The organism is Tabrizicola sp., assembly GCF_041913445.1.
Taxonomy (GTDB): Bacteria; Pseudomonadota; Alphaproteobacteria; order Rhodobacterales; family Rhodobacteraceae; genus Tabrizicola.
The window spans coordinates 151,700-173,273 of record NZ_JAYSFG010000002.1 but is presented as its reverse complement, the minus strand read 5'-3'; the positions used below and the strand labels follow the sequence as shown (position 1 = coordinate 173,273).

At 67.3% G+C, this 21,574-nt stretch carries 28 protein-coding genes; 11 read left to right on the top strand and 17 right to left on the bottom strand.

Annotation, left to right across the window (positions count from 1 at the left end; translation table 11 throughout):
- Nucleotides 1-2 precede the first annotated feature (2 nt).
- The 5 genes from cysW to ACE3Q6_RS03170 all read right to left on the bottom strand — a co-directional run bounded on the left by cysW (nucleotide 3) and on the right by ACE3Q6_RS03170 (nucleotide 3,792).
- The gene (gene cysW / locus ACE3Q6_RS03190) at nucleotides 3-857 is read right to left on the bottom strand and encodes a sulfate ABC transporter permease subunit CysW (protein ID WP_374428381.1); all 855 of its coding nucleotides are present in this window, start codon (nucleotides 855-857) and stop codon (nucleotides 3-5) included.
- The gene (cysT, locus tag ACE3Q6_RS03185; RefSeq protein ID WP_374428379.1) at nucleotides 850-1,683 is read right to left on the bottom strand and encodes a sulfate ABC transporter permease subunit CysT; all 834 of its coding nucleotides are present in this window, start codon (nucleotides 1,681-1,683) and stop codon (nucleotides 850-852) included. Before cysT ends, cysW begins: the two co-directional genes overlap by 8 nt.
- Nucleotides 1,684-1,693: 10 nt before the next feature.
- Nucleotides 1,694-2,785 (bottom strand): sulfate ABC transporter substrate-binding protein, encoded by a 1,092-nt coding sequence (locus ACE3Q6_RS03180; protein ID WP_374428377.1) that lies wholly within the window; start codon nucleotides 2,783-2,785, stop codon nucleotides 1,694-1,696.
- 92 nt (nucleotides 2,786-2,877) lie between these two features.
- Nucleotides 2,878-3,138 (bottom strand): hypothetical protein, encoded by a 261-nt coding sequence (locus tag ACE3Q6_RS03175; RefSeq protein WP_374428375.1) that lies wholly within the window; start codon nucleotides 3,136-3,138, stop codon nucleotides 2,878-2,880.
- 189 nt (nucleotides 3,139-3,327) lie between these two features.
- Complete coding sequence (locus ACE3Q6_RS03170; protein ID WP_374428373.1) at nucleotides 3,328-3,792, bottom strand: Rrf2 family transcriptional regulator; 465 nt, start codon at nucleotides 3,790-3,792, stop codon at nucleotides 3,328-3,330.
- Between the two features lie 218 nt (nucleotides 3,793-4,010).
- Here ACE3Q6_RS03170 and ACE3Q6_RS03165 point away from each other — a divergent pair, with 218 nt between their 5' ends.
- The 6 genes from ACE3Q6_RS03165 (at nucleotide 4,011) to ACE3Q6_RS03140 (ending at nucleotide 7,806) form a co-directional block, all read left to right on the top strand.
- Complete coding sequence (locus tag ACE3Q6_RS03165) at nucleotides 4,011-4,484, top strand: Lrp/AsnC family transcriptional regulator (protein WP_374428369.1); 474 nt, start codon at nucleotides 4,011-4,013, stop codon at nucleotides 4,482-4,484.
- A 107-nt stretch (nucleotides 4,485-4,591) separates the two neighbouring features.
- Nucleotides 4,592-5,161, top strand: a complete 570-nt coding sequence (locus ACE3Q6_RS03160) for an RBBP9/YdeN family alpha/beta hydrolase (RefSeq protein ID WP_374428365.1) — start codon at nucleotides 4,592-4,594, stop codon at nucleotides 5,159-5,161.
- The gene (locus ACE3Q6_RS03155) at nucleotides 5,158-5,313 is read left to right on the top strand and encodes a hypothetical protein (protein WP_374428363.1); all 156 of its coding nucleotides are present in this window, start codon (nucleotides 5,158-5,160) and stop codon (nucleotides 5,311-5,313) included. The genes ACE3Q6_RS03160 and ACE3Q6_RS03155 overlap by 4 nt, the downstream gene beginning before the upstream one ends.
- 25 nt (nucleotides 5,314-5,338) lie before the next feature.
- On the top strand, nucleotides 5,339-5,494 hold the full coding sequence (locus ACE3Q6_RS03150) for a hypothetical protein (RefSeq protein WP_374428361.1): 156 nt from the start codon (nucleotides 5,339-5,341) through the stop codon (nucleotides 5,492-5,494).
- Nucleotides 5,495-5,641: 147 nt separating this feature from the next.
- Nucleotides 5,642-6,796 carry a hypothetical protein gene (locus ACE3Q6_RS03145; RefSeq protein WP_374428359.1) on the top strand — a complete coding sequence of 385 codons (1,155 nt, stop codon included), beginning with the start codon at nucleotides 5,642-5,644 and terminating at the stop codon, nucleotides 6,794-6,796.
- A complete protein-coding gene (locus ACE3Q6_RS03140) occupies nucleotides 6,793-7,806 on the top strand; it encodes a hypothetical protein (protein ID WP_374428357.1) in 1,014 nt (337 codons plus the stop codon). Before ACE3Q6_RS03145 ends, ACE3Q6_RS03140 begins: the two co-directional genes overlap by 4 nt.
- On the opposite strand, the gene ACE3Q6_RS03135 is transcribed toward ACE3Q6_RS03140, so the two are convergent.
- From ACE3Q6_RS03135 to map, 3 genes are all read right to left on the bottom strand, one after another.
- Nucleotides 7,803-7,946, bottom strand: coding sequence for a hypothetical protein (locus tag ACE3Q6_RS03135; protein WP_374428355.1), 144 nt, complete (start codon nucleotides 7,944-7,946; stop codon nucleotides 7,803-7,805). The genes ACE3Q6_RS03140 and ACE3Q6_RS03135 overlap by 4 nt on opposite strands.
- A gap of 101 nt (nucleotides 7,947-8,047) precedes the next feature.
- Nucleotides 8,048-8,338 carry a putative quinol monooxygenase gene (locus ACE3Q6_RS03130; RefSeq protein WP_374428353.1) on the bottom strand — a complete coding sequence of 97 codons (291 nt, stop codon included), beginning with the start codon at nucleotides 8,336-8,338 and terminating at the stop codon, nucleotides 8,048-8,050.
- A gap of 26 nt (nucleotides 8,339-8,364) precedes the next feature.
- Entirely contained in the window at nucleotides 8,365-9,132 is a 768-nt protein-coding gene (gene map / locus ACE3Q6_RS03125) for a type I methionyl aminopeptidase (RefSeq protein WP_374428351.1), read from the bottom strand.
- A gap of 112 nt (nucleotides 9,133-9,244) precedes the next feature.
- Here map and ACE3Q6_RS03120 point away from each other — a divergent pair, with 112 nt between their 5' ends.
- Together ACE3Q6_RS03120 and ACE3Q6_RS03115 are read left to right on the top strand one after the other, a co-directional pair.
- On the top strand, nucleotides 9,245-10,036 hold the full coding sequence (locus ACE3Q6_RS03120) for a dimethylarginine dimethylaminohydrolase family protein (RefSeq protein ID WP_374428349.1): 792 nt from the start codon (nucleotides 9,245-9,247) through the stop codon (nucleotides 10,034-10,036).
- A complete protein-coding gene (locus tag ACE3Q6_RS03115; RefSeq protein WP_374428347.1) occupies nucleotides 10,033-11,001 on the top strand; it encodes a hypothetical protein in 969 nt (322 codons plus the stop codon). Before ACE3Q6_RS03120 ends, ACE3Q6_RS03115 begins: the two co-directional genes overlap by 4 nt.
- Nucleotides 11,002-11,074: 73 nt before the next feature.
- Here the strand turns inward: ACE3Q6_RS03115 and ACE3Q6_RS03110 are convergent, their stop codons facing one another.
- Nucleotides 11,075-11,674, bottom strand: a complete 600-nt coding sequence (locus tag ACE3Q6_RS03110; protein WP_374428345.1) for a LysE family translocator — start codon at nucleotides 11,672-11,674, stop codon at nucleotides 11,075-11,077.
- 73 nt (nucleotides 11,675-11,747) lie between these two features.
- On the opposite strand from ACE3Q6_RS03110, the gene ACE3Q6_RS03105 reads away from it, so the two are divergent.
- Nucleotides 11,748-12,200: an Lrp/AsnC family transcriptional regulator gene (locus ACE3Q6_RS03105; RefSeq protein WP_374428343.1), complete on the top strand. Its 453-nt coding sequence runs from the start codon at nucleotides 11,748-11,750 to the stop codon at nucleotides 12,198-12,200.
- 9 nt (nucleotides 12,201-12,209) lie between these two features.
- Here ACE3Q6_RS03105 and ACE3Q6_RS03100 read toward each other — a convergent pair whose 3' ends face one another.
- Nucleotides 12,210-13,580, bottom strand: coding sequence for an HWE histidine kinase domain-containing protein (locus tag ACE3Q6_RS03100; protein ID WP_374428341.1), 1,371 nt, complete (start codon nucleotides 13,578-13,580; stop codon nucleotides 12,210-12,212).
- Between the two features lie 168 nt (nucleotides 13,581-13,748).
- On the opposite strand from ACE3Q6_RS03100, the gene ACE3Q6_RS03095 reads away from it, so the two are divergent.
- Nucleotides 13,749-14,201, top strand: a complete 453-nt coding sequence (locus tag ACE3Q6_RS03095) for an acyl-CoA thioesterase (protein ID WP_374428339.1) — start codon at nucleotides 13,749-13,751, stop codon at nucleotides 14,199-14,201.
- Here ACE3Q6_RS03095 and ACE3Q6_RS03090 read toward each other — a convergent pair.
- The 4 genes from ACE3Q6_RS03090 to ACE3Q6_RS03075 form a co-directional block, all read right to left on the bottom strand.
- The gene (locus ACE3Q6_RS03090; protein ID WP_374428338.1) at nucleotides 14,198-15,952 is read right to left on the bottom strand and encodes a monovalent cation:proton antiporter-2 (CPA2) family protein; all 1,755 of its coding nucleotides are present in this window, start codon (nucleotides 15,950-15,952) and stop codon (nucleotides 14,198-14,200) included. The two genes, ACE3Q6_RS03095 and ACE3Q6_RS03090, sit on opposite strands and share 4 nt — an antisense overlap.
- 113 nt (nucleotides 15,953-16,065) lie before the next feature.
- Nucleotides 16,066-16,350, bottom strand: a complete 285-nt coding sequence (locus ACE3Q6_RS03085; protein WP_374428336.1) for a helix-turn-helix domain-containing protein — start codon at nucleotides 16,348-16,350, stop codon at nucleotides 16,066-16,068.
- Nucleotides 16,351-16,360: 10 nt separating this feature from the next.
- The gene (locus tag ACE3Q6_RS03080; RefSeq protein ID WP_374428846.1) at nucleotides 16,361-16,753 is read right to left on the bottom strand and encodes a type II toxin-antitoxin system RelE/ParE family toxin; all 393 of its coding nucleotides are present in this window, start codon (nucleotides 16,751-16,753) and stop codon (nucleotides 16,361-16,363) included.
- 68 nt (nucleotides 16,754-16,821) lie between these two features.
- Nucleotides 16,822-17,235, bottom strand: a complete 414-nt coding sequence (locus ACE3Q6_RS03075) for a VOC family protein (RefSeq protein WP_374428335.1) — start codon at nucleotides 17,233-17,235, stop codon at nucleotides 16,822-16,824.
- Nucleotides 17,236-17,453: 218 nt separating this feature from the next.
- Here ACE3Q6_RS03075 and ACE3Q6_RS03070 point away from each other — a divergent pair, with 218 nt between their 5' ends.
- Complete coding sequence (locus tag ACE3Q6_RS03070) at nucleotides 17,454-18,743, top strand: O-acetylhomoserine aminocarboxypropyltransferase/cysteine synthase family protein (RefSeq protein ID WP_374428333.1); 1,290 nt, start codon at nucleotides 17,454-17,456, stop codon at nucleotides 18,741-18,743.
- 18 nt (nucleotides 18,744-18,761) lie between these two features.
- On the opposite strand, the gene ACE3Q6_RS03065 is transcribed toward ACE3Q6_RS03070, so the two are convergent.
- The 3 genes from ACE3Q6_RS03065 to ACE3Q6_RS03055 form a co-directional block, all read right to left on the bottom strand.
- Nucleotides 18,762-19,544, bottom strand: a complete 783-nt coding sequence (locus tag ACE3Q6_RS03065) for a hypothetical protein (RefSeq protein WP_374428331.1) — start codon at nucleotides 19,542-19,544, stop codon at nucleotides 18,762-18,764.
- Complete coding sequence (locus ACE3Q6_RS03060) at nucleotides 19,544-20,713, bottom strand: hypothetical protein (RefSeq protein ID WP_374428329.1); 1,170 nt, start codon at nucleotides 20,711-20,713, stop codon at nucleotides 19,544-19,546. Before ACE3Q6_RS03060 ends, ACE3Q6_RS03065 begins: the two co-directional genes overlap by 1 nt.
- Before the next feature lie 120 nt (nucleotides 20,714-20,833).
- The gene (locus ACE3Q6_RS03055) at nucleotides 20,834-21,526 is read right to left on the bottom strand and encodes an SIMPL domain-containing protein (RefSeq protein ID WP_374428327.1); all 693 of its coding nucleotides are present in this window, start codon (nucleotides 21,524-21,526) and stop codon (nucleotides 20,834-20,836) included.
- Between the last annotated feature and the right edge of the window lie 48 nt (nucleotides 21,527-21,574).

The following is a 21,574-nucleotide window of genomic DNA, read 5'->3' as shown; positions in this document are numbered from 1 at the left end:
CCTCAATGGCGGTGGGTTGCTGCCAGCTGGTCGGCGTGGCGCATCTCGAGCAGGGTTTTCAGGACGAGGGTCAGCAGCGCCAGAAGCGCCAGCACGGCGGCCAGCGTGAAGGCCGCAACGGACAGGTATTCCTGGTAGAGCATCTCGATGGTCGTGGGGATCGTCGCCGTCTCGCCCCGGATCTTGCCGGACACGACGGCCACGGCCCCGAATTCCCCCATCGCGCGGGCGTTGCAGAGAAGGACGCCATAGAGAAGCGCCCAGCGGATGTTCGGCAGCGTCACCGTCCAGAACACCCGCCAGCCGCCCGCGCCCAGGGTCAGCGCCGCCTCTTCCTCGGCCCGGCCCTGTTCGATCATCACCGGGATCAGCTCCCGCGCGACGAAGGGGAAGGTCACGAACATGGTGGCCAGGATAATCCCCGGCATGGCGAAGACGATGGGATAGCCTTGGTCCACAAGCCAGGCCCCGATGGCCGAATTCGCGCCGAAGGTCAGCACGATGCAGAGGCCCGCGACCACCGGCGAGACGCTGAACGGCAGGTCGATCAGCGTGATCAGGAAGGCCTTGCCGCGGAAGTCGAACTTGGTGATGAACCAGGCCGCCGCCACCCCGAAGATCGCGTTCAAGGGCACCGAGATCGCGGCGATGGTCAGCGTCAGCTTGATCGCGGCCCAAGCGTCCTTGTGCGTCAGGCTCTCCAGCGAGGCCATGACGCCATCCCGCAGCGCCTCGACAAACACGGCGACCAGGGGGGCGAGGACAAGGATCGCCAGGCCCGCGACGGCCAGCCCGATCAGGATCCGGCGGGCAAGGGGCGTCTCCTGGGTCGCGGGGCGGAAGGTTGCGTCAGACATGACCGATCCTCCGGCGGCTCCAGACCTGGATCAGGTTGATGGCCAGAAGCATGGCGAAGCTGATGAGCAGCATCGCGATACCGATGGCGGCAGCCGCGTCATAGTTGAACTCTTCCAGCTGGATGATGATCAGAAGGGGCGCGATCTCGGTCACCAGCGGGATGTTCCCGGCGATGAAGATGACCGACCCGTATTCGCCCACGGCCCGCGCCAGGGCCAGCGCAAAGCCGGTCAGCGCGGCGGGCAGGAGCATCGGCAGGATCACGTGGCGGATCGTGTGCAGGCGCGTGGCCCCCAGGGTGGCGGAGGCTTCCTCGACCTCGCGCTCGATCTCCTCGATCACCGGCTGGACGGTGCGGGCGACGAAGGGCAGGCCCACGAAGATGAGCGCGATCAGGATGCCCCATTGGGTGTAGGCGATCTTCCAGCCGATCTCGGCGGCCAAGGCTCCGAAGGCCCCGTTCGGGGCGTAAAGGGCCGTCAGCGAGATGCCGGCGACCGCGGTGGGCAGCGCGAAGGGCAGGTCCACGGCGGCGTCCAGCAGGCGACGGCCGGGGAAGCGGTAGCGGACCAGGACCCAGGCCAGAAGGACGCCGAAGACCAGGTTGAACAGCGCCGCGATCAGCGACAGGCGGAAGGACAGGAAAAGCGCCGCCCAGACCCGTTCGCGGTTCACGGTTTCCCAGATCCCCGCCAGACCGTAATTGGCGCCCTTCAGAAGAAGGGCACCGATCGGGATCAGGACGACGAGGGACAGCATCGTCAGGGTGATCCCCATGCTCAGCCCAAGGCCGGGCATGGGGGAACGGTTCAGCATCGGCCTCATTTGGGCCCCGTCACTTCGGCACATAGATCTGGTCGAAGATCCCGCCGTCGCCGAAGTGCTCGGGCTGCACCTTGGCCCAGCCACCGAAGCTGGCGATGTCGACAAGCTCCAGCTTCGGGAAACGGGCGACATCCTCCGGCGCGGCTTTCGAGGCATCCCAGGCGCGGTAGAAGTTCTTGAAGGCAATCGCCTGGCCTTCGGGCGAGTAGAGGAAGTTCAGGTAGGCCTCGGCCAGCTTGCGCTGCTCGTCCGTCTTGATGTTGCCCTCGACCAGCGCCACGGGCGGCTCGGCCAGGACCGAGACGGAAGGCACCACGATGTCGAACTGGTCCTCGCCGATCTCCTTCAGCGCCAGGTAGGCCTCGTTCTCCCAGGCCAGCAGCACGTCACCGATACCGCGCTGCGCGAAGGTGGTGGTCGAGCCGCGCGCACCCTGGTCCAGCACGGGGACGTTCTTGTACAAGGCGCCCACGAATTCCTTCGGATCCTTGCCGTTCTTCTCGGCCCAGGCCCAGGCGGCCAGGTAGTTCCACCGCGCCCCGCCCGAGGTCTTGGGGTTCGGCGTGATGACCTGCACGCCCTCGGCCACGAGATCGCCCCAGTCCTTGAGGCCCTTCGGATTCCCCTCGCGCACCAGGAAGACGATGGTGCTGGTATAGGGCGACGAGTTGTTCGGAAGCTTCGTCTGCCAGTCCGCAGGCAGTTTGCCCGCCTCGGCGATCTTGTCGATGTCCGACGCCAGCGCCAGCGTCACCACCTGCGCCTCCAGCCCGTCGATCACGGCGCGGGCCTGGCTGCCCGAGCCACCGTGGCTCACCTCGATCTCGGGCGCGGGGTTGCCCTGTGCGGTCCAGAAGGCGGTGAAGGCCTCGTTGATCTCGCGGTAAAGCTCGCGCGTCGGGTCGTAGCTGACGTTCAGCAGCGTTTCCGCCTGGACCTGGACGGGGGAAGCGCCCAGGCCCAGGACCGCCAGCGCAGCCCCGGCAAGAAGGCTGCGCAGACGGCTGACCGGCCAGCCGACCAGGCGGCGGGTCGCGTCGGAGATGGTTGCGCGGCTGTCCTGAAGGGAGGCGGCGGCCGACGGGGTGATGGTGGCAGGCATGGACTTCTCCAGTTGAATTTGCTGCGGAGCGGCCTTGATCGGCCGATAGGGCACGAGGCCCAAAATGGTTTGCGGGATGGGCGTGGACGCGGTCATGCGCCGCCTCGCCCGCTTTGCGGGGCAGCCCCGATCGGCTCGATCCGCGCCTCCCAGACCGACGCATCGCGGCCGGAAAGGAGTTCGGCCGCGGCCTCCTCGGGCGAGCGGGTGAAGAGGACCAGCGGGCTGCCGTTGACCCGGTGGGTCTGCCCGGTGCGACGGTCGACCAGACGGACCGCACATGCCTGCGCCAGCGTGGCTGGGATGGTCGGCATCGCCCGTCCGGTCGGATCAGGGTGGCGTGCAACTGTCATCTCGTTCTCCTTCGCTTGCGTCGGCGGCGACCGTTCCCGGCCCCTATGACGCTAATAACGACAGAGTTGGTCGAGTATGGCAAAGGAAAATTCACGCCAAAGTTTGTCGTGTATATAGAAGATTATTCTCCACCCCCACACACGGGCCTGCGGGTGGGCGTTGGGAGATTTTCCTTTGCCTAAAGTCGCTTAGGCGCCAGCCGCGCTGCCCATGACCTGGTCGGCCACTGCGCCCGACCGCAGCATGTCCTGCAGCGTCAGGGATTCGATCATCACCAGGTAGGACCAGAACACCTCGGCAAAGACCTTGCGGATGCGGCAGGTCGCTTCGTCCGCGCAATCCTCGCAGCGCTGGTAGGCGCGGCGGGACAGGCAGGGCAACGGGGCGATCGGTCCGTCGATGGTGCGCAGAAGCTCCGAGATCGAGATCTCGTTCGGCTTCTTGATCAGCACGTAGCCGCCCGCCCTGCCCCGGATCGACGCGATCACGCCCGCGTTGCGGACTTCCAGCAGGATATGCTCCAGAAAGCGCTTGGGCGTGTCCGACCGCTTGGCGATCTCTTCGATCGTCAAGGGTTCCGGCTGGCCCTTGCCCGCTTCGTCCGCCAGGACGAGCAGCGCCTTCAAAGCGTATTTCATCTTCTGCGTGATCATGGACCAGAGCTACGCCCAGGAATGCCGAGAATCAATCTCGCGAATCGCGACCACCCGGCAAAGCCCCCGCCCGTTGCGGGAAAACATCAAGGAAAACAGGGGAAACGGCAGGCTGTCGCACGCGCGTAGAGATACACGATAAAGCCTGTAGACTTTATTTGGTTTTCCGGCATGCTCCTCTCCAGGCCCACCAGCCGGGCAAGAAAGGCAGCCGAACCGTGACCGACCTGGACCTGATCGACCGCAAGATCGTGGCGGAACTGATGCGCGACGCTACGCTTCCCATCGCCCAGATCGCCGACAAGGCGGGCCTGTCGCAGACCCCCTGCTGGAAGCGCATCCAGAAGCTTGAAGCCTCGGGCGTGCTGACCGGCCGCGTCGCCCTCGCCGATCCCACGAAACTCGGCTTCGGCCTGACCGTCTTCGTCGGCATCGAGGCGCCGGACCATTCGGTCGACTGGCGCGAAAGCTTCGCCAAGGCGACCGAGGCGATCCCCGAGATCATGGAAGTCTACCGCATGGCCGGCGAGATCGACTATCTCCTGCGCGTGGCGGTGGCGGACATGCAGGCCTACGACCGTCTCTACAAGCGCCTGACCGATGCGGTGCCGATCAAGAATGTCACCAGCCATTTCGCCATGGAGCGGATGAAGTTCACCACCGCCTACCCGGTCGACACACTCACGCGCTAGGGGCGTCCGGAGAATGGCCTTCCCTTTCCTGCGCCGTCTTTGGAACCCAAATACACGACAAACTTGCTAGATTTAACCAGACCGAGTCGCAACCTGTGGAGCTTCCGATGACCAAGACACTGATCGTCCCTGGCCTCGACGGCTCGCCGGATCCACACTGGCAGCACTGGTGGGCCGCGACCGATCCGAGGGCGCTGATGGTGGACCTGTCCGATCCGGGCCGCCCCGTTCCGGCCGTGTGGCAGATCGAGCTGGCCTCGATGATCCTGCAACACCCCGGCAGCATCCTTGTCGGCCATTCCCTCGGCGCAGTGCTGATTGCGCGGCTTCTGGCGACATGGCCGCATCTGCGGGTCAGGGGTGCCCTGCTGGTCGCCCCGGCCGAGACCCTGGGAAACGACCGTATCGGCCACTTCGGTGCGATTCCCGAACTGCGGATGGACATCCCGACGACCGTGGTCGCCAGCCGCAATGACCCCTGGATGAGCTACGACCGCGCGGCACATCTGGCGCAGGCCTGGGGCAGCGACCTGATCGATCTGGGCCATGCCGGCCATATCAACGTGGCCTCGGGCTTCGGTCCCTGGGCCAGGGGGAAGGTCCTGCGCGACGCTTTGCTTGGGGCAACCGTCGGTAAACCGGCGCGCCCGGCCCCCATCCGGAGGGCGGCATTGTGAAGACCCTCCTCCGCCCCTCCCACCAGGGCCGCTCCGGCTATATCTCCCTGGTGCTCTTCGCTCTCGCCTACACGGCGACCCTGGCGCTTGTGATCGCGCCGGACCAGGTGAAATTCGCTCTGGATGCCACCTGGATCCCGACCTTCGATTGACCCGGACAGGCGAAAGGAAACCACGATGATGGACGGACGCTTCGACCAGCATTTCGCGGAACTCTTCGCCGCCTCTCTCGCCGAGGGCGACCAGAAGGGGGATCGCCTTCCGGTGTGGCCCCTGGCCCTGGCCTGCATCGGCGGCCTTGTCGTGTTCGCCACGGGCGCTCTTCTGACCTGACCGATCCATCCGGCGTCATCGCCTGGATCGCCTTCAGCGCAACAAAAGCGCCTGCCGCCCTCTTTGGGCCCGGCCGAACGAATCACTCGCCAGACTGCGGGATTCATGCAATGTTAATCGCATTAACAAGTGCTCTGGAGGCCTCGCATGCACCGTCGCAGCTTCACCCTCGGATCGCTGGGGCTTGCCGCCGGTCTGGCCACCCGACCGGCCTTCGCGCAGCCATCCTACCGTGGACCGAATGTCATCCTCGTCCGCTTCGGCGGCGGCGTCCGGCGCGCTGAAACCATCGACGAGGCCGCAACTTGGGCGCCCTACCTGCGCCATGTCCTCGCCCCGCGCGGCACCTTCATCCCCGATCTCCGCATCGAGAAGCTCGAGGGCGTGAACACCTCCCATGCCGAGGGCACGCTCAACCTCCTCACCGGCCGCTACCTCGCCTACCGCGAGCTGCCCGGCGTCGGTGACCAGCTGGAGCCGACCGAACCCACCCTTTTCGAATACCTCCGCCGCGCCTTCGACATCCCCTCGCACCAGGTCCTGCTGGTGAACGGCGAGGACCGCCCGCAGGAGGAATTCTTCACCTTCGGCTCCGGCGCTTTCGGGAGGGGCGACCATTTCGGCCTCGACGTCCGGTCCGAGATGCTTAGCCTCCACCGCTACAAGCTTTACCGCACCGCCATGCAGCTGGCCGAGGGTCGCCTGCCCGAGGATGAGCTTCTGAAGGTGCAAGAGGAACGCGCGGCCCTCCTCACCAAGGACCCACGCGGCGCGACCCCCGACCCCTCTCCGCAAGTCACCGCCTTCTGGGCGCGCTGGCGGCAGGACTTCGGCGATACCGGCCTGAAGAATCCGCGCGGGGACCGTCTTCTGACCGAGCTTTCCGTCCGCGCCATGCGGGAACTGCAGCCCCGCCTGATGATGGTGAACTACCAGGACCCGGACTACGTCCACTGGGGCAACCCCAGCCACTACACCCGCGCCATCGCGATCATCGACGAAGGCCTGCAGCGCCTGGTCGCCGCCGCCGACGCCGACCCGTTCTACCGCGACAACACGATCTTCGTGATCACCCCCGACTGCGGCCGCGACGCGAACCCGCTCGCGGAGGTGCCCTTCCAGCACCATTTCAACTCCCGCTCGGCGCATGAGACCTGGGCCGTGATCTTCGGCCCCGGCATCGGGAAAGGCGTGGTCGACCGGCCCGTCGACCAGTCCGCCATCGCCCCCACCATCGCGGCCGCCATGGGCTTCGCCGCCTCCAGCGCCGAGGGCCGCGCCGTCGAGGAGATCTTCCTGTGACCCATCTCCCCGAACCCGCGCTCTCCCCCGCCGTCTACGGTCCCGGCCGCCTGGCCCGCCTTGGCCGCTTCCTGCTGAACGGCACAATCGGCACCTTCCTCTGCGCCGGCCCCGTCACCGCCGTCATCGCGCTTGGCTGGCTGACCCGCCGCCAGGGCCACCTTGCCCGCGACCGCTTCGGGGCCGCCGAGGAAACCCCCGGCTGGCTCTTCGGCCCGCGCGAGGTGGAAGGCCGCCCCACCGGCCGCCTCGCCCGCGCGCTGGGGGGCCTCGCCGCGAACATCCGCGCGGGCCTCATGGCGCTCACCGCGCTTCTCGCCTGGACCCTGCCCTTCACCCTCCTCTGGCTTGGCGCCTGGTGGGCGGGGTGGGAGAACTCCTTCAACAAGGGCTACGAACAGGCCTTCGTCGGCCCCTTGGTCTTCCTGTTCGGCGCTCTCCTGGCGGCCCTCATCCTGCCCACCCTGCCGCTGATGCTGGCCCATCTCGCGGCCGAGGACCGACTGTCCGCCGCCTTCGAGCTGCGCCGCCTGCGGGGTCTGGTCGCGCAAGCCGGCTGGCGCATCCCCGCCCTGTCGATCCTGACCACCCTCTGCGCGCTGCCCTTCTTCGCCGCCCGCGGCCTGATCACCACCGCCGGCGACTGGGCGCCCTGGACGCAGGACCTGACCCCCGACGAGGCCGCCGCGCTGAACGGTCAGATCGCGCTGGCCCTGGGCGCCGTGGCCTTCCTTGCTACCTGGACCCTGCGCAGCCTCGCGGCCCGCGCTTACGCGTTCGCCGCCCCCCGCGCCGCCGGTCTGCGCCCCGGCCGCTGGGACGGCACCCAGGCGGCCGAGGCCGCACACCCCGCCCGCTCCCGGTCGCGCCTGATCACCGCGCTCTGGTACGTCGTCGCCATGACGGCAACCCTGGCCACCGCCTTCTTGATCCTCGCCGGACAGTTCCTCGACCACGCCTGGTGGCGCTGGCTGTTCCACCCGGCCCTGACGCTGCCCTGGGCGGGCTAGGCCCCGGCCTGGACGGCACCCAGCTTTGCCAGACTGCTGCCCAAGGCGACATGTTCGTCGCGCAAAGCCGTCAGGGCGCGGGTTATGTCGAACAGCCCGCCGAACCCCACAAGACGCCCCGTCTCACCGTGGATCACCACTCGACGCAGGTGGGGCCGATCCGCGCGTTGTGCCCTAAGGCCTCCGGCCAGTCTTCCAGACCCTGGACCTCGCCCTGGGTTTCCGGGCGGGCGCTGTCGCCTCAGTTGCCCTCCACCTGGTACTGCCGTCTGATCCCCGCGGTGGCCGCGTACCAGGCCGATGCGCGGGTCCTGGCCTGATGGGCGTCGAAGGCGGCCCCGTCGCGGAACCGCTCCTCGACCCGCCAGGTCAGCGGGCCGGCTTCCGTCACCTGGAACGACAGGCACCCCGGCTCGGCGCGGGTCAGCGCCAGGTGGTCCGGCAGATGGGCGCGGACCGCCGCCGCCTCCGCCTCGGTGGCGCAGATCAGCCAGCCGGACAGCCGGACCTCTCCCGCGTCGATCCTCGTCATCCAACCCTCCGCTCCCGGGACAGGGATCAGGCCCGCGAGGCCCCCGCTCCACCAGGAAGCGTCACCACCAGCGGCCCGCGCTCCGTCGCCACCACCGTATGTTCATACTGCACCGCCAGCGCCTTGGGCGCGGCGCGCAGGGTCCAGCCATCGCTGTCCTGCACCGCCATGCGTCCACCCAGCGACAGGAACGGCTCCACCGTCAGCACGAGCCCCCGGTGAATGCGCCGCCGGTCGCGGTTGGGCCAGGTGGCGATCTCCTCGGGGTATTCGTGCAAGGACCGCCCCACCCCGTGGCTTGCCAGGTTGCGGATCAGCGAATAGCCCCGCTTCGCCGCGAACCGCCCCACGGCATTGCCGATCTCGGCCAAGGGACGGCCCGACCGCACCTGCGCCACGCCCAGCTCCATCGCCCGCCGCCCGTCCCGCGCGAGCCGAGCCACTTCGGGCCGCACCTCGCCCAAGGCGAAGCTCGCACCCGTATCGGCGAAGAACCCGCCTTTCTCGGCCGAGACGTCGATGTTCACCAGATCCCCCGCCTTCAGCACCCGGTCGCCCGGAATCCCATGCGCGATCTCCTCGCCCACGCTGATGCAGGTGGCACCCGGAAAGCCATAGGTCACCTCGGGGGCCGATTGCGCTCCCTCAGCCTCCAGCATCCGCCGCCCGATCGCGTCAAGCTCGCGCGTCGTCATTCCGGGCTCCATCGCCCGCGCCATGCCCTGCAGGGTGTCGGCCACGATGCGCCCGATGGCCTTCAGGCCCTCCAGCTCTTCGGCATTGGTGATGGTCATGACCTGCTCCTTCTGCGTTGCCCCGTCCTAGCACGGCCCGCCGCCCGCGTCCCCCCCTTGCGTCACGCCCCATCGGGGTGCCACACAAGTCGCGCAGCGCCCCGAGGTCCCCATGTCCGTCTCGACCCACTTCACCCACGCCATAACCCGCCGCCCCTCGGCCTCGATCACCCGGGGCCTCCGCGCCGTCGACACCGGCACCCCGGACCTCGCCCTGATGCAGGCGCACCACGACGCCTACATCGCCACCCTGCGCAGCACCGGGGCCACCGTCATCGAACTCCCACCGCTCGAGGCCTACCCCGATTCCGTCTTCGTCGAGGACACCGCCCTCTGCCTCCCCCAAGGCGCTGTCGTCATGCGCCCCGGCGCGCCCTCCCGCCTGGGCGAGGCCGCCGAGATGACCCCCCACCTCAAGGCCCTCTACACGACCGTCGTGCAGGTCACCGGCGCGGACAGCTTCATCGAAGGCGGCGACATCCTGGTGACCGACCGCGAGATCCTGGTCGGCCGTTCCGCCCGCACCAATGCCGCCGGGATCGCCGAACTCACCCGCCTCGTCGCCCCCTGGGGCCACACCGTCCGCGAAGTCCACACACCCCCCGGCGTCCTCCACTTCAAGACCGACTGCTCGCTTCTGGATGCCGAGACCATCCTCTCCACCACCCGCCTCTCTGCCTCCGGCTGCTTCGCGGGCTACACCGTCATCGACGTCCCCGAGGGCGAGGAAGCCGCCGCCAACACCATCCGCTTCAACGACCTCGTCCTGATGCCCGCCGGTTTCCCGCGCACCCGCGACGCCATCGCAAAGGCAGGCTTCACTGTGCGTGAGATCGGCAACTCCGAATGCGCCAAGCTGGACGGCGGCATGTCCTGCCTCTCGCTCCGCTTCACCCCTTCATGAGCTTCAACATCCTCGCAATCGCCCAGGCCGGCCGGCTGGAGCATGAGGCGATCCTGCTCGCCGCCTCGCTCCGCCACTCCGATCCCGGCTTCCCCGGCACCCTCTTCATCGCCGAACCCCAGCCCGGCCCAAAGTGGCAGGACGACCCCCGCATCTCCGACCGGACCCGCAAGCGCCTCACCGCCCTTGGCGCCACGATCCTCCCCTTCGAGACCCGCGCCTTCGGCTCCGATTACCCGCACGGCAACAAGATCGAGGCACTGGCCGAACTTCCGGACGCGCCTTTCCTCTTCCTCGACACCGATACGCTGGTCACCGGGCCGCTGTCGGAGATCCCCTTCGACTTCACCCGCCCCTCCGCCTCGATGCGGCGCGAGAACACCTGGCCCAAGGTCGAGCTTTATGGCCCCACCGCGACCGAGACCTGGAAGGCGCTCTACGACCGCTTCGACCTCGACTTCGAAAGCAGCCTCGACCCCAGCCACCCCGACGACTACTGGCAGCGCTTCCTCTACTTCAACGCAGGCTGGTTCTTCCACCAAAGCCCCCGCGCCTTCGGCAACCGCTTCCTCGCCTGGGCCAAGGAGATCCGCGCCAACCCACCCGAGGAACTGGTCTGCCAGGAGCTTTACCCCTGGCTAGACCAGATCACGCTCCCCCTCGTCATCCATTCCTTCGGCGGCGGCCGCCCCGGCCCGGACCTCGCGCCCCTCGACGGCTCCGCCACCTGCCACTACCGCACCCTCCCGCTGCTCTACGCCCGCGAAAGCGACCGGGCGGTCGCGCTGCTGGAAGGCCTCGCGGACCAACTCCGTCCCGACCTCCGCCAATGGGGACAGTTCAAGCGGATGGTCATCCAGGGCGAAGGCACCAAGGCCCGGGCGCTGTTCGACCGCGCGAACTTGCCAAGGCGAGAACAGATGATCCGCAACACCCTGAAGCGCGAAGGTTTGTGGGTGCGCTGAACCGATTTCTTCAAAGAAATCGGACCGGAGCCTTCGAAGGCTCCGTCCCGGACTTTTCGAAAAGTCCGGCCCCTCACATCTCCAGCGTCACCACCGGCCACAAGGACAGCACCAATAGCCCCGCCATCGTCCAGTTGAACGCCTTCAGCCGCCCCGGCCCCTCCAGCCAGCGCCGCACCGCCTGGCCCATGCCCGCCCAGACCGACACCGAGGGCAGGTTCACCAATGCAAAGGCCCCCGCCACCGCCGCATAGGCCCAGACGGACGGCTCGACCACATAGGCCGACACCGCCCCCAGCGCCATCGCCCAGGCCTTGGGATTCACCCACTGGAAGGCCGCCGCCTGCAGGAAGGTCATCGGCTGCGGCTTGACCCGCCCCTCTCCCGGCGCGCCCGCATGGGCGATCTTCCAGGCAAGCCACAGCATGTAGGCGACCGAGGCCACCTTCAGCACCGTCAGCGCCAGCGGCCAGGCCGTGAACACCCCCGCCAGCCCCAAGCCCACCAGGAACACCATCAGTGCATGGCCCATGCTGATCCCCAGCATATGCGGCACCGTCCGGCGGAAGCCGAAGTTCACCCCGCTGGCCAGTAGCATCATGTTGTTCGGCCCCGGCGTGACCGAGGTGACGAAGGCAAAGCCCAGAAGGGCAAGGAACAGGTCATATGTCATGCCCGCAATCCTGCAGCGCCCTGGACGGTGAGGGATTGCAAAGATGCCATCACCAAGGCAATCTTCACAACAAATGACGAAACTTGACGACATCGACCACCGGATATTGCGCGAACTGACCCGCGACGCGCGCCAGCCCAACCTTGCGCTCGCCGACCGCGTGGGCCTTTCCCCCTCCGCCTGCCTCCGCCGCGTCCAGGCGCTGGAAAAGGCGGGCATCATCAAGTCCTACCGCGCCGTCCTCGACCCAGCGAAGCTTGGGATCGGCTTCGTCGCCTATGTCACCGTCGGCCTCGGCTCCCACACCAAGGCCGCGCAAGAGGCTTTCGAACGCGCCGCCGCCCGCGCGCCCGAGGTGCGCGAATGCCACAACATCACCGGCACTGTCGAATACCTCCTGCGGGTCGAATGCGCTGACCTTGCGGCCTACAAGCACTGGCACACTGACGTCCTCGGCACCCTGCCCCAGGTCCGCGCGATCACCACCTTCGTCGTGATGGGCAGCCCCAAGGACGACCGGGCCTGACGGCCTCGATCAGGCCATCAACCGCGCCTTCGGGCAGTCAAGACGCCAGCGCAGCCCGTCGCGGGCATAGTCGCACAGAACCCGGCCTTCCATGGTGTTTTCCACCATGACCGTGGTGACCTTCCAGCCAAAGCCCTGGCGCCGCGGCTCCGCGACCGGCGGTCCGCCGGCCTCGTTCCAGTCCAGCCGGAACGGGGCCTCCCCCTCGCCGTCCTGCGTCCAGTCCAGGTGGATGCGCCCCTCCGGCACCGAAAGCGCGCCGTATTTCGCCGCATTCGTCGCCAGCTCGTGCAGCGCCATCCCCAGCGCGCGGGTCGCCACGGGCCCCAGCACGACCGGCGGTCCGGACAGCGCCAGCCGGCCAGAGGTCTCATCGCAGAAGGGGGCCAGCTGCGACCGGATCAGCGCCTCCAGCTCGACCGGCCGCCAGCCGTTGCGCACCAGCAGGTCGTTCGAGGCCGCCAGCCCCCGCACCCTCTCGCCGAAGCTCGCGATGAAAGCCTTGGGGTCCTTCGCCGCAGTATTGCGCGCGATGGCCTGGATCACCCCCAGCATGTTCTTCGACCGGTGATTGATCTCGTTCAGCAGGAACTGCATGTGCTCCTGCTGCTGGCGGCGGTCGGTCACATCGTTGAACAGGATCGCGACCAGCTTGCGCTCTGCCTCTTCCAGGCGGAAGGCAAAGACTTCAAACCAGCGGCCCAGGAAATCCGAGAAGTTCTCGAAGCGCACCGACTGGCCTGTCCGCGCCACCGCGCCATAGGTCTCGTACCAGTGCTCCTCCAGCAGGGGCGCCGCCGCGCGCAGCCAGGCCCCCAGGATCTCGGTCGGAAAGCCGGTCTTTTCGTAGAAAGCCGGGTTCGCCTCGACCACGCGGTAGTCGATCCGCCCGTCCGGTGCATCCAGCCGCACCTCGACGATGCAGAACCCCTGGTCGATCGCGTCAAAAAGCTTGCGATAGCGCTCCTCGCTGAACCGCAGCTGCCGCTCCGCCGAATAGTTCAGATGCGCCTCGTCGGTGACATCGACATTGAAACCCCGTGTCACCAGTGGCCGCCCCTCCGCGTCCCGCTCGATCGAGCCGCGGTCCAGGATGATCCGAACCGCCCCGTCAGGGCGCAGGATGCGGAAGGTCTGGCTGTAGTGCGACAGTCGCGGATCCTGAAACTGCTCCGCCTCGATCCGGCAGCGCTCGCGGTCCTCGGGATGGACCAAGGCGATGAACTCCTCGGCCGAGGCCGGCGTGCGCGACACGCCGTAAAGCGTCATCAGCCCCGGAGACCACACCAGCGGCCCGGGGTGACGCAATTCGTAAGTTCCAAGCTCTGAACCCCAGACCAGATCGGGGGACGTCCGCAAGAAGCCGGTATCTGCCGACATGCTCACCATCCAAAATGACTTCGTCCCTCAATGCGTTGATCCAAGCAAAATGACGCCTTTCCGTCAAGTTTGCGGGGTATTTGCAGGGATTGTTTACCTTCCCACGCGGCTCAGCGGCTTGACCGCGCCGCAAAACCGGTCACCCTGCGACGAAAAAGGGGGACAGGAATGACCGTTTGCTACACCACCGACCGCATGCTGCATTTCGGCGATTGCGACATCTCGGGCACCGCCTACTACCCGGCCTACCTCAATATCCTGAATGGCGTGGTCGAGGAGTTCTGGGCCCATATCGGCTGGCCCTGGCACGAGATCATCTGGAACGAACGCTGGGGCACGCCCACCGTCCACCTGTCCTGCGACTTCTCGAAACCCTCGTTCTTCGGCGACAAGCTGACCTTTCGCATCTCGATCCTGAAGGTCGGCAAATCCTCGGTCCGCCTCCACCACACCATCCACTGCGGCGACGAACACCGCTGGTCGGTGGAACAGGTCCTCGCGGCCTCCTGGCTTGACAAGCACACCTCGATGCCCTGGCCGGCGGAGGTGAAAGCCAAGCTCGAAAGCCTGATGACCCCGCCCGAACCGGCCGAGCGTCGCGCGGTGGGGGCGCCGACCTAGGTCCGCACCGTGTGTTCGGCGTTGCCGATGATCAGGCTCTTGCCGGAATAGATGTCCCCGGTCATCTGCAGGGCCAGACGCTCGGCATCGCGCCGCAGGATGCCCTCCTGGATCGCGCCGATGTCGTCGGGGTCGACCCCCAGGACCTCCAGCGCCTCACCCCCCAGGGCCAGCGCCGAGTGGAAAACCTCGCGCATCTGGTGATCGACGCCCTCGCGGATCAGCTCCAGCGCATGGGCCCGGTCCCAGGCGCGGGCCAGCACGACCGCGCCCGGGAATTCGTGCCGGACCAGCCTGGCGATCCGCGTGGTCGTCTCCTTGTTGTCGGTGGCGATCAGCACCGCCCGCGCCGTCTCGGCCCCGGCCGCCTTCAGGATGTCCAGACGCGTGCCATCGCCGAACCAGACCTTGAAGCCAAAGGCCTCGGCGGCGCGGATCATTTCCGGATCGTCATCGATGATGTTGATCGGCACCCGCCGCGCCAAGAGGGGCTGGCAGGCGATCTGGCCGAACCGCCCGAAGCCCACGACCAGCACCTGGCCCGTCAACCCGTCCGGGGCCTCCATCCCCTCGAGCGACACCTGCGGCGGGCGACGGAAGCGGTCGTGCAGGATCACCATCAGCGGCGTCAGCACCATCGAGACGATGACGATCGCGTTCAGGATCGCAGCGTCGGTCGTGCTGAGAAGCCCCACCGCCAAAGCAGCCGAGTAAAGGACAAAGGCGAACTCGCCCCCCTGCGCCATGAGGACGGTGCGCTCCAGCGCCTCGGCATGGCTGGCCTTGTTGATGCGGGCCACGACGTAGATGATCAGCGATTTCAAGACCATCAGCGAGACGACACTGACCGCCACCAGTTGCCAGTTCTCGGCGATCACCGACAGGTCCAGCGCCATGCCGACGGCCAGGAAGAACAGCCCCAGGAGGATCCCTCGGAACGGCTCCACATCCGTCTCCAACTGGTGCCGGAAACTCGACTCCGACAGCAGCACCCCGGCCAGGAACGCCCCCATCGCTGCCGAGAGGCCACCGAGCTGCATCCACAGCGCCGACCCCAGCACGACCAGCAAGGCCGCCGCCGTCATCACCTCCCGCGCTCGCGATGCCGCCAGCAGGCGGAACATCGGGTTCAGAAGGTAGATCCCGGCGACCACCAGAGCCGCAATCGCCATAAGGCCGATTCCGACTCCCTGCGCGCGTTCCAGAAGCGTGACCTCCCCGCCCCCCGGCGCCAGGAACGCGACCAGCGCCAGTAAAGGCACGATGGCCAGGTCTTCCAACAGCAGGATCGACACGATCCGCTGGCCCTTCGGCGCCGAGATATCCCCCCGTTCCTGCAGCATCTGCATCACGATGGCCGTGGAAGTCAGCGTGAACCCCGCCCCGGCGATCAGCGATCCCGCGTAAGGATAGCCCAGCGCCAGCCCGACCAGCCCCAGAAGCCCGATGCAAAGCGCGACCTGCAGAAGCCCCAGCCCGAAGATATCCCGCCGCATCGCCCAAAGCTTCGACGGCTCCATCTCCAACCCGATGATGAACAGGAACATCACCACGCCCAGTTCCGCCACATGCAGGATCGCCATCGGGCCCGAGAAAAGCCCAAGGCCAAACGGCCCGATCACCAGCCCCGCGGCCAGGTATCCCAGCACCGACCCCAGCCCGATCCGCTTGAACACCGGCACCGCCACGACCGCCGCGCCCAGAAGCGTCACTACCGAGACCAGATCAACCCCCGCGCTTTCCGTCGCCATGTGCTGCCTCCATGCCAGTGGCGCAGAGTTGGCCGGTCAGGCAGGAAGCGCAACAGGATTCACAGCGTAGGGTGCGCTATGAGCCGCACCGGACGCTCAAGAAACAGGCCCGATCAGACCACCGCCTGCAGTCCCTTCCGCGCCACAATATCCAACAGTCGCGCCGCAGGGCCGGAGGGTACCTTCTTTCCCTGCTCCCACTGCGCCACGGTGCTGCGCGCGACGTTCAGGTAGACGGCAAAAACCGGCTGGCTCACCCGGTTCCGCTCTCGGATCGCACGGATTTCCTCGGCGCTGAACTGCGACGCCTTCGGCAGGGCCAGGGCTTCGATCTCGCGCAGGGTCGCCTTGTCCATCGCGCCGACCTGGTGCAACCCGGTCGCCAAGTCGACAGCCATATCAAGGATTTCACTTTTCCGGCCCATGCCCGGCATCTCCGATCCGTTTCAGGAACCCTTGTTCCAGCAGTGCGGCGATCTGGGCTCCCGTCGCCGTCAAAAGGCTTGCCGCAAGCTGCTTCAACACCGCCCGTTCCGTCGCATCTATGTTCGCCTTCGCGCCCTTGGCAAAACCATGCAGAAAGACCATCCGGTCATGACCGACCTTCCGAAAACAAAGGATCGTCCGGTACCCACCCGACTTTCCCCCACCTTCCCGAGCGACCCGCTTCTTGAACAGATAGCCGCCAAGATCTGCCTCGTACTGACCGGCCGCAACCTCTGCCGCCGCCCGAAGCAACCGCGCGTCGTCGATTCCTTCCTTCTCGGCCCATTTCGCGAACCGCTTTTCCAGAAGAACCACAGCCAATATCTATCACCTGGTGATATAGTTTTCAATCACCAGACTAGGAGTTCAGGGTTAACAGAACGTCACCCCTCGAACACCGCCTCCATCCGCGCGAAGCCCTTCACCTCGATGGGGTTTCCACTCGGGTCCCGGAAGAACATCGTCCACTGTTCTCCCGGCTGGCCCTCGAACCGGACCTGCGGCGGCAGGACGAACTCCACCCCCGCCGCCGTCAGCCGGTCGGCCAGCGCGCGCCAGTCCGGCAGGTGCAGGACCAGCCCCAGGTGCGGCATCGGGACCAGCTTGTCGCCGACCTTCCCGGTGTTCGTCGTGTTGAACGGCTCGCCAAGATGCAGGCTGATCTGGTGGCCGAAGAAATCGAAATCCACCCAGGTCTCCGTGCTGCGCCCCTCCCGGCACCCCAGCACCCCGCCATAGAAGGCGCGGGCCTCGTTCAGGCTGGTCACATGGTAGGCAAGATGGAAGGGGGTCAGCATCGCGGGCACTCCTTTGGGCGGGCCGATCCAACCACGCAAGGCCGCGGGCCGCAACGATCCTTCTCCTCCGCGCGGCGGCCAGAGATTAACATTCCCTGAACGCGCGCGCCCAAGCCATTGATTTCCCTAACGTGGCCAGTCCTGTCCACCGTGGACAGGTCCCCGTTGCCAGTCCGCCCTTTCCCCCCTACCCTCGCCCGCAAACAAGGGAGGACCCCATGACCGACAGACCCCTCGCATTCGAGACGCTTGCCATCCACGCCGGCACCGCGCCGGACCCCGCCACCGGCGCCCGGCAGGTCCCGATCTACCAGTCGACCGCCTTCGTCTTCCGCGACGCCGACCACGCGGCCAAGCTCTTCAACCTGCAAGAGGTGGGCTACATCTACTCCCGCCTGACGAACCCCACCGTTTCGGCCCTCGCGAACCGGGTCGTCGCGCTGGAAGGCGGCGCGGGCGGCATCGCCTGCTCCTCGGGCCACGCGGCCCAGATCATGGCGCTCTTCCCGATCATGCAGCCTGGCCGCAACATCGTCGCCTCGACCAAGCTTTACGGCGGCACGATCCAGCAGTTCTCCAATACCATCCGCAAGTTCGGCTGGTCGGCCAAGTTCGTCGACTTCGACGACCCCAAGGCCATCGAGGCCGCCATCGACGCCGACACCCGCGCGCTCTTCTGCGAGACGATCTGCAACCCGGGCGGAGCGCTCTCCGACCTCCCCGCCATCGCCCGCGTCGCGAACCAGGCCCATATCCCGCTGATCGTCGACAACACCACCGCCAGCCCCTACCTCTGCCGTCCCATCGAACACGGCGCGACGCTCGTCGTCCATTCGGCCACCAAGTACCTGACCGGGAACGGCACGGTGACCGGCGGGATCGTGGTCGACTCGGGGAACTTCAACTGGTCGAAGGACGACAAGTTCCCCTCCCTCTCCCAGCCCGAGCCCGCCTACCACGGCCTCGTCTTCCACCCGACCTTGGGCAACATGGCCTTCACCTTCCACTCCATCGCCATCGGGCTGCGTGACCTCGGCATGACGATGAACCCGCAGGGCGCCCACTACACCCTGATGGGCATCGAGACGCTGGCCCTGCGCATGGACCGCCATGTCCAGAACGCGCAGATCGTGGCCGAATGGCTGGAGCAGGACCCGCGGATCGGGAAGGTGACCTACCCGGGCCTCAAGTCCTCGCCCTACCACAACCTCGCCAAGATGATCACGCCCAAGGGTCCCGGGGCGCTCTTCACCTTCACCGTGAAGGGTGGCTACGAATCCTGCGTGAAGCTCATCGACAACGTGAAGCTCTTCTCCCACGTGGCGAACCTGGGCGACACGCGGTCCTTGATCATCCACCCGGCTTCGACGACGCACCGACAGCTGACCGAAGACGCTCAGGTCCGCGCCGGGGCCGCGCCGGATTCGGTCCGCGTCTCCATCGGGATCGAGGACGTGCGCGACATCATCGCCGACCTCGACCAGGCGCTGGCCAAGGCCACGGCCTGACCGTCGCGCCCCGCCGCTTCAGTCGCCGCCCACGGTGTCCAGCGGCGGGGCCACGAACATCCCCTCCGGCAGCGGGTCGAGCCAGGCGATCCGCCCGCGCGCCTGGACCGGATTGCCCGGGACCCAGGCAAGCGACAGGTCCATCGGCCGGCAGATCTCGCCCACCGTGTCGGCCGTACAGGCTGCGGCCACCTGGTCCAGAAGTACGGCGAGCGCCGCCTCGGGCGAGCTGCTGCCCTCTGCCCCGGCTTCGATCTCCAGGCTGACGACTTGGCTCCGCAACACATGCGCGGCCAGATCGGGAAGCTCGTCCTCGTCCTTCAGCCGGTAGACAAGCTCCAGCTGGAAGCGGGCCGTGCCCTCCGCCTGGTCGACGCTGCCTTCGACGACGCGGGCCGCGTTCACGGCGCAGTCCTGCGCGCCTGCGGCCTGAACCACCGCGCAAAGCCCCTCGGCCACTTTCGGGGCGCGGATATCGGCCAGGACCTCCAGGAAAGCGGGTTCCGGCAGCTTCTCGCCTGCAGCCAGAAGGTCGGACAGGTTGGCCTGACGCTCAAGCCGCAGCCGTCGGCCAGGCACGAACCGCTCTTGCGCAAGGTAGGCCTTGACCTCGTCCTGCGGAACCAGCCCCCCGGTGGGAGAGATCAGCCAGGTCTGCCGCGCCGGCACCGAGGCGGCGGCGGCCGCGGCGACGGGTTCGGACGGGGCGGATTTGGGCAGGGATTGCCAATACTGCCAGCCCGCCGCGCCGAAGCCGATGGTCATCAGCAGAACACCCGTGCCGATCAGCAGGCGCAGCATCAGAACTCGACCCCCTGGCGCAGGTTCGCTAGGTCGCCCGAGGCGAAGGTCGTGGCGATGGCGATGACGCGGGCGGCGAAATCCTCGCCGGGGGCGACCTGGCCGCGGATCTCAACGTAAGCGTCCTGGGTCATCCGGATGCGGGCCCCCTGGATCGAGGAATAGACGGCCTTCGGCTCGGCCTCGCCCGGCTGCGGGCCGACGACCGAGATCGTGCCGCCAAATCCCGCCCGGCTTTCATCCGCGCGCAGGCCGAAGCTGTCACGGAACCAGGTATTGTAGGCCGCGATGCCTTCCTGCATCCCCGCGAAGGTCACCTCGGCTTCTTCCTTGTAGCTGCCCGGACCATTGGCAAGCACCTCGAAGAAGCGATGACCGGGGTTCAGCGCATAGGCAGGCTGGATGCCGCAGGCGGCCAGCGCATCGCCGGGCAGGACTTCGACCGGGACCACCGGGTCCAGATTGGCCACGCCCGACTGAACGCCGCCCAGAAGGACCACCCGCTCGATCCGCGCGCCGGGGGCGAGGTGGATGTTCCAGATCCGGTTGCGCGTGAAGCTTTCCAGAACCAGGTAGACCGGTGCCCGCGTCTCGGTCACGGCGACGTCATAGACCTCGTAGGCAAGGCCTTCGGGCTGCCGGACCTCGGCCTTGCCGAACTCGCGGTAAAGGTTGACGAAAACCTGCACCGCGGCCGCAAGGTCGCTGTCGTTGTAGGTCAGGATCGGCAGATCCAGGCCCGTGGCCCCCGCCGTGACATGTCCGACCGCGGTGCCCTGCAGGGGCGGCGTCAGGCGGCAGCCCGAGATCGGCCGGATCGTCGTCAGTTCGGCTGGGACGTCCGAGCCGACCTTGGTCGAATAGCCGTCGATCACATCGCGGATGAAGACGGGCCGGTTGCCCGACAGTGCAGCGATCGGCCCGGTGACCTCCAGCCCGTCCGGGCCGTCGCGCAGGAAATCCGTCGGTGCGTCACCCTCTCCCGCCGCCCCGCCCATGCCCGCAAATCCGCCCATGCCGGAAGACCCGCCCATGGTCGTGCCGTCCATCATGTCGATGACATAGTCCGGCAGGATCCCCTCGAACGCGCGGGGGCCGAGTGTGACAAGCAGCGTCATGACAAGCAGAATCGCACCGACGATCAACATGCTGATCGGCCCGCGGACCATGGGGAACTGCTCCTGCCTTCTTCTTCTCGTGCCGGTACCTTGCCCGCCGACTTGGGCAACATCATGACGAGACCGGCGGAATCCTTGCGCGATTTCCGCCGGTTGCCGCCATTTCCGCCGTTACTCGGCGATTTCCCAGGTGACCGAGACGTTGGCGACCAGCCCCAGCTCTCCGCCCACCACGGGGACCGGCGACGCCGCGACCGCATCGCGGTACATCGGCGCGGGATCGGTCATCGCCCCGCCGTCGCTGATCGACACCACCTGACCCAGCTTCACCCCCGCCGCCATCGCCAGAAGCTCGGCCTTGTCGCGGGCATCGGCCACCGCCTCCTTCCGCGCTTCGGCATAGGCGGGCTCCGGGTCGGCCAGGCCGAATGTCATCCCGTTCAACGTGTTCGCACCATCCGCCACGGCCGCATCCAGGATCGCCCCCGTCGTGTCCAGCGCGCGCACCCGCACGGTCAGCATGTTCGACGCGACATAGCCCGCGATGGTGGGGGTCGAGCTGTCATAGCCCGACCAGTTCGGGTTGATCGACAGGTTCGAGGTCTGCATGTCCCGCGCCTCGACGCCCGAGGCGGTCAGCCGGGCAATCACCGCGTCGGTGGCCTTGGAATTCTCGGCCAGCGCCTCGGCGGCCGTCGCGCCCTGCGTGGTCACGCCGATCATCAGCGTCGCCATGTCGGGCGCGGCCTCGACGGTTCCGGTGCCGGTCACGGTGATCGTGCGGGAAAGGTCTTCAGCCAGGACGGGCGCGGCCATGGGCAGGGCCAGCGCAGAGCTCAGGACAAGGGCGGACAGGACACGCATCAGGATCTCCTTCGGATTTGCGCGACATTTCGCATCTGTGACGTCCGC